This window comes from Mesorhizobium sp. M7A.F.Ca.US.007.01.2.1, from assembly GCF_003998165.1.
Lineage (GTDB): Bacteria > Pseudomonadota > Alphaproteobacteria > Rhizobiales > Rhizobiaceae > Mesorhizobium > Mesorhizobium ciceri.
This window is the reverse complement of record NZ_RZQP01000190.1, coordinates 1-12,190: the sequence shown is the minus strand read 5'-3', so window position 1 is coordinate 12,190 and position 12,190 is coordinate 1. Positions and strand designations below refer to the sequence as shown.

General features: G+C 63.8%; 13 protein-coding genes and 2 pseudogenes. 8 read left to right on the top strand and 7 right to left on the bottom strand.

Annotated features, from left to right (window positions below; all coding sequences use genetic code 11):
* From EN949_RS26385 to EN949_RS26370, 4 genes are all read right to left on the bottom strand, one after another.
* A partial coding sequence (locus EN949_RS26385; protein WP_206517413.1) for a tripartite tricarboxylate transporter permease occupies positions 1 to 566 on the bottom strand: 566 nt, incomplete at its 3' end.
* 10 nt (positions 567 to 576) lie between these two features.
* On the bottom strand, positions 577 to 1,050 hold the full coding sequence (locus tag EN949_RS26380) for a tripartite tricarboxylate transporter TctB family protein (RefSeq protein WP_063169000.1): 474 nt from the start codon (positions 1,048 to 1,050) through the stop codon (positions 577 to 579).
* Between the two features lie 74 nt (positions 1,051 to 1,124).
* Positions 1,125 to 2,102: a tripartite tricarboxylate transporter substrate-binding protein gene (locus EN949_RS26375; RefSeq protein ID WP_013529607.1), complete on the bottom strand. Its 978-nt coding sequence runs from the start codon at positions 2,100 to 2,102 to the stop codon at positions 1,125 to 1,127.
* A 175-nt stretch (positions 2,103 to 2,277) separates the two neighbouring features.
* Complete coding sequence (locus tag EN949_RS26370) at positions 2,278 to 2,733, bottom strand: DUF2214 family protein (RefSeq protein ID WP_127365987.1); 456 nt, start codon at positions 2,731 to 2,733, stop codon at positions 2,278 to 2,280.
* Between the two features lie 202 nt (positions 2,734 to 2,935).
* Between EN949_RS26370 and EN949_RS26365 the strand changes: the two genes are divergently transcribed.
* Positions 2,936 to 3,469: a GNAT family N-acetyltransferase gene (locus EN949_RS26365; RefSeq protein WP_013529609.1), complete on the top strand. Its 534-nt coding sequence runs from the start codon at positions 2,936 to 2,938 to the stop codon at positions 3,467 to 3,469.
* A 5-nt stretch (positions 3,470 to 3,474) separates the two neighbouring features.
* Positions 3,475 to 3,579, top strand: a pseudogene (locus tag EN949_RS36685) (DUF4892 domain-containing protein); the annotation flags it as partial.
* Between the two features lie 19 nt (positions 3,580 to 3,598).
* Here EN949_RS36685 and EN949_RS26355 read toward each other — a convergent pair.
* Positions 3,599 to 4,375 (bottom strand): IclR family transcriptional regulator, encoded by a 777-nt coding sequence (locus EN949_RS26355; protein WP_127365986.1) that lies wholly within the window; start codon positions 4,373 to 4,375, stop codon positions 3,599 to 3,601.
* Positions 4,376 to 4,558: 183 nt separating this feature from the next.
* Here EN949_RS26355 and EN949_RS26350 point away from each other — a divergent pair, with 183 nt between their 5' ends.
* The 5 genes from EN949_RS26350 to EN949_RS26330 all read left to right on the top strand — a co-directional run bounded on the left by EN949_RS26350 (position 4,559) and on the right by EN949_RS26330 (position 9,785).
* Positions 4,559 to 5,533, top strand: a complete 975-nt coding sequence (locus tag EN949_RS26350) for a tripartite tricarboxylate transporter substrate-binding protein (protein WP_013529611.1) — start codon at positions 4,559 to 4,561, stop codon at positions 5,531 to 5,533.
* Between the two features lie 139 nt (positions 5,534 to 5,672).
* Complete coding sequence (locus EN949_RS26345) at positions 5,673 to 6,209, top strand: tripartite tricarboxylate transporter TctB family protein (protein WP_063168998.1); 537 nt, start codon at positions 5,673 to 5,675, stop codon at positions 6,207 to 6,209.
* Positions 6,210 to 6,213: 4 nt separating this feature from the next.
* Entirely contained in the window at positions 6,214 to 7,737 is a 1,524-nt protein-coding gene (locus EN949_RS26340; RefSeq protein WP_013529613.1) for a tripartite tricarboxylate transporter permease, read from the top strand.
* A 15-nt stretch (positions 7,738 to 7,752) separates the two neighbouring features.
* The gene (locus EN949_RS26335; RefSeq protein ID WP_127366706.1) at positions 7,753 to 8,937 is read left to right on the top strand and encodes a CoA transferase; all 1,185 of its coding nucleotides are present in this window, start codon (positions 7,753 to 7,755) and stop codon (positions 8,935 to 8,937) included.
* On the top strand, positions 8,934 to 9,785 hold the full coding sequence (locus EN949_RS26330; protein WP_063168996.1) for a citryl-CoA lyase: 852 nt from the start codon (positions 8,934 to 8,936) through the stop codon (positions 9,783 to 9,785). Before EN949_RS26335 ends, EN949_RS26330 begins: the two co-directional genes overlap by 4 nt.
* 4 nt (positions 9,786 to 9,789) lie before the next feature.
* Here EN949_RS26330 and EN949_RS26325 read toward each other — a convergent pair whose 3' ends face one another.
* Together EN949_RS26325 and EN949_RS26320 are read right to left on the bottom strand one after the other, a co-directional pair.
* Positions 9,790 to 10,260 carry an NUDIX hydrolase gene (locus tag EN949_RS26325; protein WP_013529616.1) on the bottom strand — a complete coding sequence of 157 codons (471 nt, stop codon included), beginning with the start codon at positions 10,258 to 10,260 and terminating at the stop codon, positions 9,790 to 9,792.
* Positions 10,261 to 10,386: 126 nt separating this feature from the next.
* A complete protein-coding gene (locus EN949_RS26320; protein ID WP_013529617.1) occupies positions 10,387 to 10,695 on the bottom strand; it encodes a hypothetical protein in 309 nt (102 codons plus the stop codon).
* A 398-nt stretch (positions 10,696 to 11,093) separates the two neighbouring features.
* Here EN949_RS26320 and EN949_RS26315 point away from each other — a divergent pair.
* A pseudogene (locus tag EN949_RS26315) lies at positions 11,094 to 12,190 on the top strand (autotransporter outer membrane beta-barrel domain-containing protein); the annotation flags it as partial.

Below are 12,190 nucleotides of genomic sequence, written 5' to 3'. Positions count from 1 at the left end.
GTGTAAATGTCGGTGCCGACAATGCCGAGCAGCAGGCCGAGCACGACCATGGCCAGCGCCTTGACGATCGAGCCGTGGGCGAGCGCGACGGACGAAACCAAGCCGACGATCATCAGCGAAAAATACTCGGCCGCGCCGAATTTCAGCGCGATCGCCGTCAGCGGCGGGGCAAAGATGGCGACGAGGAACGTCGACACGGTTCCGGCAAAGAACGAGCCGATGGCCGCGATCGCGAGGGCCGCCCCGGCGCGGCCGTTCCTGGCCATCTGGTAGCCGTCGATCGCGGTGACGGCGGACGAGGATTCGCCGGGCATGTTGATGAGAATGGCGGTGGTCGAGCCGCCATATTGCGCACCGTAATAGATGCCGGCGAGCATGATGAGGGAGGAAACCGGGTCGCCGATCTGGAAGGTGATGGGCAAAAGCATGGCGATGGTCGCGGTGGCGCCGATGCCGGGCAGGACGCCGATCAGCGTGCCGAGAAGGACGCCGATCAGGCAGAAACCGAGGTTGGTCAGCGACGTCGCCGTCGAAAAGCCGAGCGCAAGGTTGTCGAGCAGATCCATGCTCATCGCCTTACGACACCAACCACGGGGCCAGCCACGGGCCGAAGCGGCGGAACGGCAGGCCGAGCGCGTAGCTGAAGACAAGGAATGCAAACAATGTCAGGCCGGCCGACAGCACGAGCGCGGTCAACGGCTTCATGCAGCGGCTGGCAAACGACGCGATCAGCGCCGTCAGGAAGATCGACGGGATGAATCCGAGGCCGCGCACCGTCAGGCCGAAGAAGATCGGAGCAGGCAGGATGAGCAGCATGCCGCGCCACGCAATATGCCCGACCGCTTCGCCCTCGACGCGTACAGCCTGGACGAGAATGACGGCGCCAAGCAGGACCAGCACGATCGCCAGGACCAGCGGAAAATAGCCTGGCCCCATGCGCAACGCGGTGCCGATTTCGAGGCCGAGCGATTGCAGCGCGAACCATGCGCCGAAACCGATGAACAGGGCGGCGCACAGGCCGTTGGCCCTGTCGATCGCGAAAGGTTTCATGATGGTTCTCCCAAGCCCGAGTGGGTAGCGGATGCCGAGCGAACAGGGGCGCCGGTGGCGCCCCTGTTCAAACCTCAGTCGGCGTACTGGCCGGCGGCTTCGATGATCGGCTTCCAGCGCGCGATCTCACTTTCCAGCTTGGCCTTCAGTGCGGCGGGCGTCGCATCGGCCTCGGGCGATGGCTTGGTGCCGAGTTCGGCGAAGCGGGCCGCGACGTTCTGGTCCTTCAGCGCGACCTGAAGCGATTTCGACAGGCGTTCGGTGATCCCGGCCGGTGTGCCCTTGGGTGCATAGAGACCGTGCCAGATGCCGACCTGCACTTCGGGAAGGCCGCCTTCCACCGTCGTCGGCACGTCTTTCAGCACATCGAGGCGCTCCGGCGAGGTGACGGCATAGGCCTTGATGGTGCCGCCCTGGATCTGCTTGGTGGTGTTGGTCGTCTGGTCGCACATGATGTCGACCTGACCGCCGAGGAGATCGGTCATGGCCGGGCCGGTGCCCTTATAGGGCACGGTGACCAGCGGCGTCTTGATGGCGCTCATGAACAGCATGCCGCACAGATGCGAGGCCGCACCGATGCCGGCATTGGCGACGGTTATGGAATCCTTGTTGGCCTTGGCGTACTCCACCAATCCCTTGAGATCGGCCGGCTCCAGGTCCTTGCGGCCGACGATGGTCATCGGCACCTCGGTGACGAGGCCGACATATTCGAAGGCGTTCAGCGTGTCGTAGGCGAGCTTTCTGTACAGCGTCGCACTTGTCGCCATGCCGATATGATGGAGCAGCAGCGTATAGCCGTCAGGCTCGGCGTTGGCGACGCGGCCGGCACCCAGCGTGCCGCCGGCGCCGCCGACATTCTCGACGATGACCTGCTGGCCGAGATCCTTCGACATCGCTTCGGCGACGAGGCGCGTGACCGTGTCGGTCGGCCCGCCGGCCGCAAACGGCACCACAACGGTGATGGTGCGTTCAGGATAGGTCTGCGCGCTGGCCGCGAACCCATAAAGCGTGACGGCCGCGGCAGCAGCCAGAGTGGCGACAAATCTTCTCATCGTGATCTCCTCCCGGGATATGAATCTCCAACGCCGCGCGGAACTCCTCTCAACACCGGCTGCGCATGAAGCAACAACTAGGGCAAGCTAGCAAATAGCAACTGGGCGGCAAACTGCCGATATCCGCAAACATCCGCACTCGATGGGTGGATAATGTCGGAGGGTGATCGCCACCCTAGTAGCCGTAGCCGCGCGCCATCGCCGCGGCGAAGACCGGGATGAGCAGGAAGATGAAAGCTTCGGCGCGGATATAGGTCTTCACGGACGCAAGTTCGGTCGCCGGCACCTGGAACGAGGCATTGCCGCTCGCCTGCCTGTTCCAGGATATGAAGCGGACGGTCGGGATGATCGACAGCAGGCCGACAGCGCCGAACGCCGCTATCTTGGCCCAGAACACCCAGTTGTAGACGTAGAATTCCCAGCCCTTGAGGCCATAGAAGACACGGCCGATGCCGACGACGATGATCAGCGCGGCGATGACGCCGTAATGGCGGTCGATGCCGGCGAGCCTCTTGAGCGTCGCAGCACCCAGGTCGCCGCGGATCAGGGCGAATTCGGCGCCGATGATCCCCGCCAGCGAAAACACCAGCAGATGATGGAAGATCGCAAGCACAAGATCGGTGGTATCCATGCTCTTTTCCCTGGGTTTGACGCCACCAATGCGCGCCTGAAAAAAGGTCGCGCTGGCGGGTGTTGAATCAGCCTGCGGTGAAAAATAACATCGTCGCGCAAAATTCCCATAGCGGCGCCTGGATGATGGGCCGTGTTGCCCTGGCCCCTTGCGCAGCACCGGCGATTTGCTAAGCGCTGGCGATCCGTGCGAGGCAGATCCCATGAACAATCCGCAAGCGACCAGTGCTCCTGTCATCGAAACGAAGCGAACCATCCTGCGGGCACACCGCCTGGATGATTTCGACACCTATGCCGCGATGTGGACCGATCCCGTCGTCACCCGCTTCATCGGCGGCAAGCCGCGCACGCGCGAAGAAAGCTGGATGCGCTTCCTGCGTCACGCCGGCCTGTGGTCGTTGCTTGGCTATGGCTTCTGGGCGATCGAGGAGAAGGCGACCGGGCGCTTCATCGGCGAGGCCGGGTTTCACGATCTGAAGCGCGATATGGAACCATCGATCGAAGGCATTCCCGAGGCCGGGTGGGCGCTGGTTCCGGCCGTGCACGGGGCGGGCTTCGCCACCGAGGTGGTTGGCCGCGTCCTGGCATGGGGCGAAGTGATTTTCGGGCGCGAGAAGACCGTCTGTATCATCGATCCGGAAAATGGCGCTTCGCTGAGGGTGGCTGCCAAGTGCGGTTACCGGGAAGTGGTAAAGACCACCTATCACGACGCTCCGACCATCCTGCTGGCGCGGTGACCTGAGCGGCGCGGCTGACCGCTGCGGGCGCCGGCATGATGGCACCTGTCGCCAGCAACGATGACGAAACGGGCCGCGCCAAGAACCGCCGTGTGGTTCTGGTCAAGTTGAACTGGGCGAGCCTTCCAATCAGGCCGCATTCCACGGCAGGGCGTCCGCTGCCAGGCTTGCCTGCTCGAGCATGGAGGCGTCCTCGCCGAAGGCGCGGGTGGCGCGGGCCGCTGCCTCGAGCAGCGGACGCTTCATGCGCTGCAGAAAGGCCGCGTCGACGCGCGTGCTTGGTCCAGCCAGGGTCAAGGCGCCGAGCAGGACGCCCCCTGGCCCGAATACCGGCGCCGACACGCCCCCGGTCTCGGGGTCGCGGTCGCCGACGGCGAGACAGTTGCAGGTCTTGCGGATGGTCTCGTAGGGTTCGCCCTGCTGGCCCGAAAACGCTGCGAGCACGCGGCCGCCCGAGCCGAGCAGCAAAGGCAATACGTCGCCTTCGCGTATCGTGTAGCGGATCGGGTGCTTGGATTCGACGCGGTAAAGACAGGTGCGGACATCGCCCGAGCGAACGTAGAAGGCAACGCTTTCCCAGCTTCGCTCGGAAAGATCGCGCATGATCGGCAGCAGGATGTCGACCGCCACGACCGAACGCTGGTAGAGCGCACCGAGCCGAAACGTCGCGGGTCCGACGCGGTAGCGCCCATTGTCGAGGCGCTCGAGCAATCGCCCGCGCAAAAGGGAATTCGCAAGCCGCAGGATGGTGCTCTTGTAGAGGCCGGTGCGCGCCGCGATTTCGGCCAGGCTGAGCGACCGGTCCTCCGTGCTGAAGGCATCGAGGATGGCAATCGCCCGATCGAGTGCTGCAACACCTTCGGCGCGGTCGATTTCCGCATCTGCCGATTTGCTTGGCGAGTCCATGGCGGTTCCAGTTTGAAGAAAGCCGAGTGACGCGACTGTGTCGCGCCGCCAAATCGTTCTGTCCAGCAGAATATCGTTTCCGTTGACAGAACTCCGTAACATCTGCTTGAAATCGATGACGGGTCTGGATGCAGGCGCGTTTTGGCGGGCACCGGAGGAGGTGTCGTGATTTGGAGGAATCCCATGCTGGACAGACGCAGATTTTTGATGAGCACCGCAGCCGTGGGTGCCGGGCTGATGACGTCGCATCTTTCTCCCGCTTTGGCCGAAGGCGCGCCCCAGATACAGCTCTTCGTGCCTGCCGCACCGGGTGGCGGCTGGGACCAGACGGCGCGCACGATCGACCAGGTGCTGCGCAGTGAAAAGCTCATCTCGGGTTCCCAGATCACCAATGTCGGCGGCGCCGGCGGGACTGTCGGGCTGCCGCAATTCATCAGCCAGTGGAACGGCAAAGGCAATTCCCTGATGGTTGCCGGCATGGTCATGGTTGGCGCCATCATTGCCAACAAGGCCGCCAACAATCTGACGCAGGTCACCCCGATCGCCCGCCTTACCGGCGAGTTCGAGGCCTTGGTCGTGCCGGCGGAGTCGCCGTTCAAGACGGCCGCTGATTTCGTCGCCGCGCTCAAGGCCGATCCGACAAAGGTTCCTGTCGCCGGCGGCTCCGCAGGCGGTTCCGATCACATCCTGTTCGGCCTGATTGCCAAGACTGTCGGCGTGCCGGCGACAAACCTGTCCTACGTGCCGTTCGCCGGCGGCGGTGAGGCGTTGTCGGCGCTGCTCGGCAACCAGGTCGCGGCCGGCATCTCCGGCTTTGGCGAGTTCTCCGAGCAGGTCAAGGCGGGCGCGCTGCGGCTGCTCGCCATCTCGGCAGACAAGCGCCAGGACGGCATCGATGCGCCGACGCTGAAGGAGGCCGGCATCGATGTCGAACTGTTCAACTGGCGCGGCGTCTTCGCACCGCCGGGTATTTCCGACGCCGACAAGGCAGCGATGATCACCCTGATCGAGACCATGGCCAAGAGCGACGCGTGGGCGACCGAATGCAAGAACCGCAACTGGACGCCGATCCTGCTCACCGGCGACGACTATGCGAAGTTCGTCACCGAGGATTCAGCCCGCATCGAGGCGATCCTGAAGGATCTCGGGCTCGCCTGATCCATCGTCATAGGGGCGGCGCAGGTCGCCCCTTCTCGCATGAAATGCAAGCCGGCATGACCCTGCGGTGGGGAGCAAGCATGCGGCGCCGGGCATTTCCGCCAACCATACTTGGCCAGCTCTCCTGGGGAGGACAATCATGAGCACCAGCGACCAGCAGGCGGCGCCGTCGCGGCTTGCCGTGCCGGAATTGTTGATAGGCATCGGGCTCCTGGCCTGCGCCGGCGCCGTCGCCTGGCAGACGCTGGCGATCCCGGTGTCGCCGCTCTACTCCAAGGTCGGCCCGACCGTCTTTCCCTACCTTACCATGGTTGGCCTGGTGGTACTTTCGCTGTTGCTCATCCTTGCCGCGCTTCGCGGCGGCTGGCAGCCGGAGGAGGAAAAGGAGACGCCGACCGACTGGAAGGCAATGGGCTTCGTCGTTATCGGCCTGATCGCCAATCTGCTGCTCATCCAACCGCTCGGCTTCACGGCGGCATCCGTCATCATGTTCGTGCTCGTCTGCTACGGCTTCGGCAGCAAGCGTACGCTGCGGGACGTCGTGCTCGGCCTTATCCTGGCGCTGGCCGCCTATTTCGGCTTCGCCAGGGCGCTCGGCGTCAACATCGGTGCCGGTTTCATCGAGAACCAGCTGAACACGGTCATCGATGCGTTCATCACCATGTTGAGGGGCTGACGCCATGGAAACGCTCGGACATCTGGCACATGGCTTCTCGGTCGCCTTCACCCCGGTCAACCTTCTGTGGTGCCTGCTCGGCACCACGCTTGGTACCGCCATCGGTGTGCTGCCCGGTCTTGGGCCGGCGCTGACCATCGCGCTGCTTTTGCCGATCACCTATCAGGTGGCGCCGGAGGCATCCTTCATCCTGTTTGCCGGCATCTATTACGGCGCCATGTACGGCGGCTCGACGACGTCGATCCTGCTCAACACGCCCGGCGAAAGCGCCACCATCGTCACCGCGCTGGAAGGCAACAGGATGGCGCGTTCCGGCCGCGGCGGTGCAGCCCTCGCCACTTCGGCGATCGGCTCGTTCGTCGCCGGCACGATCGGCACGATGGGCGTCGCTTTCCTGGCGCCGGTGGTGGTCAAATTCGCGCTGGCCTTCGGTCCGGCCGAATATTTCTCGCTGATGGTGCTGGCCTTCATCACCGTCTCGGCGGTGCTCGGCTCGTCTTCCGTTCGCGGCCTGACCAGCCTGTTCGCAGGCTTCGTCATCGGCATGATCGGCGTCGACCTGCAGACCGGCCAGCCGCGCTTCACCTTCGGCATGACCGAACTGCTCGACGGCGTCGACGTCATCATCGCCGCCGTTGGCCTGTTTGCGGTCGGCGAGACGCTGTACATGGCCTCGCGCCGCTATGCCGGCAAGGACGAGATCGTGCCGCTGAAGGGCTCGCTCTACATGACGGCGGCCGAGTGGGGGCGTTCGTGGAAACCCTGGCTACGCGGCGCCGCGATCGGCTTCCCGATCGGCGCCATGCCGGCGGGCGGCGCCGAAATCCCGACTTTCCTGTCCTATGCCATCGAAAAGAAGCTGTCGAAGCACAAGCAGGAGTTCGGCACGGTCGGCGCCATCGAAGGCGTTGCCGGCCCCGAGGCCGCCAACAATGCGTCCGCAGCCGGCGTGCTGGTGCCGATGCTGACGCTTGGCCTGCCGACCTCGGCGACGGCGGCGATCATGCTGTCGGCGTTCCAGAGCTACGGCATCAATCCCGGACCACTGCTTTTGACGACCCAGGGCGACCTCGTCTGGGGGCTGATCGCCAGCCTGTTCATCGCCAACGTCATCCTGGTCATCCTCAACCTGCCGCTGATCGGGCTGTGGGTGCGGCTGCTGAAAATCCCGGCGCCGCAGCTCTATGCCGGCATCCTGGTGTTCGCCACGGTCGGCACCTATGGCATTTCGCAATCGCCCATCGACCTCGTCATCCTCTATCTGCTGGGGGCCGCCGGTTTCCTGATGCGGCGGTTCGATTTTCCGACCGCGCCTGTCATCATCGGCATGATCCTTGGGCCGCTCGCCGAAACCCAGTTCCGCCGGGCGATGACTATCTCGAATGGCGACTGGTCCGTGTTCTACACCCACAAACTGTCGCTGACACTGCTGACGCTCGCCTTCATCGGTCTCGCCGGCCCGCATATCTGGGCCTTCATCGAGCATCGTCGTCGGCGCGGACCGGAGCATGTGCCCGGCGATGCCTGATCGATCCCTGATGCCATGACAGAACTGCTTTCCGGTATTCGCGTCCTCGACCTGACCAATGTCCTGGCCGGTCCCTACTGTGCCTATCAGCTGGCGCTGCTGGGCGCCGACGTGATCAAGGTCGAGGCGCCGCAAGGCGGCGACCTCGCCCGCCAGCTCGGCGGCTCGGCAAAGCTGAACAGCGCCGGCATGGGCGCCTCGTTCCTGGCTCAGAACGCCGGCAAACGGTCGGTTGTGCTCGACCTCAAGAAGCAAGCCGATCGCGAGCGCTTTTTCGATCTGGTGGCCAGCGCCGACGCACTGGTGGAGAATTTCCGCCCCGGCGTGATGGATCGGCTGGGGCTTGGCTACGAGGCACTGAAGACGGTCCGTCCGGGCCTCGTCTATTGCGCGATATCGGGTTTCGGCCAGACCGGGCCAATGCGCGACAATCCCGCCTATGACCAGATCATCCAGGGCCTGTCTGGGATCATGAGCATCACCGGCACACCGGAAGCGGCGCCGCTGCGGGTCGGCTATCCCGTCGCCGATACGCTTGGCGGACTGGTCGGCGCGTTCGCCATCGCCTCGGCGCTGGTGCGGCAGAAGACGAGCGGCGAGGGTGCCTTTCTCGACGTTTCGATGCTCGAATGCACACTTTCCGCACTTGGCTGGCCGGTTTCCAACTATCTGACCGCAGGTATCGACCCCATGCCGATGGGCAACGAGAACATGACGGCGGCACCCTCCGGTGCGTTTCGCACCGGCGACGGGCTCATCAACATCGCTGCCAACAAGCAGGAGCAGTTCGTGGCGCTGTGCCGGCTGATCGGCCGGCCGGAATTGGCTTCCGATGTCCGCTATGCAGAGCGCGAGACGCGCAAGCGCAACCGTGCGGCGCTTAAAGTCGAGATCGAGGACGCCCTGGCGGGCGCCTCGGCGGCGGCCTGGGAAGAGACGCTCAATCGCGCCGGCGTGCCTGCCGGCAGGGTGCTGACGATCCCGCAAGTGCTGGCCGAGCCCCAAGTCCTCGAGCGCCAGGTGACCGCGCATTTCGACGATGTGGCTGGCATGAACAAGCCGCTGACCGTTTTGCGCGGCGGCTTCATGGTCGATGGCGAGGCGCCCTTGCCGACAAAGCCGCCGCCGGCGCTCGGCGAACATATGAGCGAGGTGTTCGCCGACCTGCCGCCCCGCACCAGGACAAAGGCACGCGCATGAGCGGCACGGAGAAGAAGACGGGCCGTGAGCGCGGCGAGGAATGGTGGCAGACCGACATCATCGAGATGCGGCCAGGTGTCATCCGGCTGCGTGGCTACGAGATCCAGGATCTGATCGGCCGCGTCAGCTTTCCGGCTGTCATCTGGCTGATGCTGCGCGGCGAACTGCCCAGCGAGGACCAGGCAGAATTGCTCGGCATTGCCTTGGCTGCCGCCGTCGACCATGGACCGCAGGCGCCATCGATTGCCATCGCGCGCATGGCTGCAACCTGCGGCGTCGGTATCAACAGCGCCATGGCCTCGGCCATCAACGTTCTCGGCGACGTGCATGGAGGCGCCGGCGAGCAGGCGCTTTCCTTTTATGGTGACATTGCCGTGGCGATTGATGCCGGGATGACGCTGAATGAGGCGGTCTCGGCGCGGCTCGACCGGTTCTTCGCCGAGGAGAAGGGCTATGTGCCGGGGCTCGGACATCGCTTCCATCCCGTCGACCCGCGCGCGCCGCGCTTGCTGGAACTGACCCGCGAATTTGCCGCACGCGGTGCCGTCAATGGGCGTTTCGCCGATATCGCCGAAGCGGTCGAGGCGGATGTCGAACGCCGCAAGGGGAAAAAAATACCCCTCAACATCGATGGCGCCACCGCCGTCATCTATGGCGAACTCGGTTTTCCGCCGCCGCTGACGCGAGGGCTTTTCGTGCTGTCGCGCTCGGTCGGCATCCTGGCGCATGCCTGGGAGCAGTCGCAGCAGGCCGAGCGAAACAAGGGGCCGCTGCCGCGCGAGTGGCTGTGGGCCTATACCGGCACGCCGGTGCGGCCGTTTCCCGAAAGCGATGACCCCGGCGAGTGAGGCTCTACGCCTGGTCCACCTGCACAGGGATCTTCAGCGTCTTCACCAACGTTGAAAGATCCGGCTCGTCGATGAGCATGGCCGCATCGGCTGGCGCCAGCCAGGCCCGCTGGCGTCGTTTGGCTTCCTGCCAGTCGGCCAGTTCCTCGCTCACCTCGAGCAGGTAGACGATGACGTCGACGCGGACAAAGCGATTTGCCAGCCGCTTCCAGTAGGAATAGGTGCCCGCCGGCTGCTTCAGCGTCTTGCCGAGCACGCCGGCTTCCTCCTGCGCCTCGATGGTGGCCGCCTTGCGTCCGCTCTTGCCCTTCATCGGCCAGCCCTTGGGGACGATGAAGCGCCTGGTGGTACGCGACGTGACCAGCATCACCTCGATATCGCCACGCGCGGTCAGCCGGAAGGGAATAGCCGCCACCTGGCGGATTCTCTCGCCCTTCTTTGCCTTGCGTACGGCCTTTTTCTTGGTGGCTGCCATTCGTCAATCCAGTCGATGCAATGCCGCATAGCGCGACAAGGCGTCGTTGCAAAACCAAAACTTTCGCATGTGCCAACGACACTCGAAATACATAAGTCGGCTAAATAAACGAAAAAGGCCTTGATGTCAGCGGCAATTGCTCACGGCGGTGGTGCCGATTATCTGTGTCTGGCAGCTTGGCTTGAGCTGCTGCACGACCGGTGGCGGTTGCTGAAAGATCTGGCGGTCCTGGGCGCGATTCTGCTGCTGTTGCTGTTGATATTGCTGCCGCTGTATCCTGTTTTGCAGGATTTGCAGGTCGTTCTGCCGGATCAGCGCATTGTTGCCGGTAGCGGGATTGAGCGCTTGCGCGGAAGCCGGCAGGCAAACGCCCGCCAGCACTGCCGTGGCCAGCATTGCCACTGTGAAGATCGTTGATGGCCGAAGTGCCGACATCCGTTCATTCCCGCGCAAAAACTCTGTCCTTTGATATAGGGCGTTTGCGCGTCGATGCCATGGCCAGCGGGTCGAGTATCACGAAATCGGGCGGTCCAATCGCTTTGTTCTGCGATTTCGGCCGCGAAACGGCAGATAGTCATCATATGATGACTATGAAACGTCGGTGGCTTTGGTCAGTGTTCCCCACGTAAATTTTTGGTTTCATCCGGCATAAGTTAATGTATTCTAATTGAGTCAGAGATCCGCAAGTGGGAATACGGATGCCCTGTTTTAATGCATTGAACCTTATTGCACAGTGCCGGCATCCTTATTGCAATTGCATGAGCAGAGCATAGCGGTGGCGTCGGACTCAAGCAGGCATTGAGGCGCGCCCCCGTAAAATGGGGGGTAAGTGCATGGCTTTGTTCACAGAGCGCGTTGCCGTATTGTCGTGCGCATCGGCCGACGACGGTTCAGCCAGGGCATGTTCTGAGGAAGTTCTTCGTGATGCCGCGGCGACTCAGAAGGGTTTGCCCGGCCGGCCGAATCAATGTCTCGCCACTCTGCCCAAACGGATAGCTCGATTGCTTTGCGCTACGGCACTGGTGGGGCTGGTCTTTCCTTACGCTCAATCTCCGGCCCATGCGCAGCAATTGTCCATCAATACGGATGGTGCACCGGGCGACAATGGTGATGACGGAATCGGTACTGCTGACGCCGGAGATGGCCATTCGCCGGTGGCGCCGGCTACGGGAACGAATAGTGTCGGCCGCACGACCTCCGGGGAGGCCGCTTTCGTTGGCAGCGCCCGGGGTGGGCGCGGCGGCGATGGCGGCTCGGCTGTCCATGCAACAGCCGTCCCGCCTTTTGTGGAGATCAAGGGTGGTAAAGGCGGCGATGGCGCCAAGGGCGGAACCGTCGATATAACAAACAACGCATCTGGCGCCCTCGAAACATCGGGGGACAATGCTCCCGGCATATCGGGCGACGCCAGCGGTGGGGATGGTGGTAACGGCGCATGGGCATTCGCCATCGCGGTAGGCGGTAAGGGCGGCGTCGGCGGGCGGGGTGGCGATGGCGGCACGGCGACCGTGACCACTACGATCGAAAGCAATATCATCACGCACGGGGTCAATTCGAACGGCATCACCGTCAATTCCAGCGGAGGGCGCGGCGGCAATGGCGGCTTGGGCGCTGCGATCGGTGCCGGCAAGGGTGGCAATGGCGGCAATGGCGGTTTCGGCGGTGACGCGAAAGGCGATAATGCCGGCTCCATTTCCACGGACGGGGCTTTCTCGAAGGGTATGCTTGTGCGGTCGGCGGGCGGCGTTGCCGGTGATGGTGCAAGTGGTTTCGGTATCGTGGGTAACGGCGGCAATGGGGGCGTGCCGACAATCGGCGGCAATGCCGAGGGGATAAATTCCGGGACCATCACAACTCGGGGAGATTTTGCCAGCGGCATGGTCGTGCAGTCGGTGGGCGGGGGCGGCGGCGGCGGCGGGGGGGGGCTTGG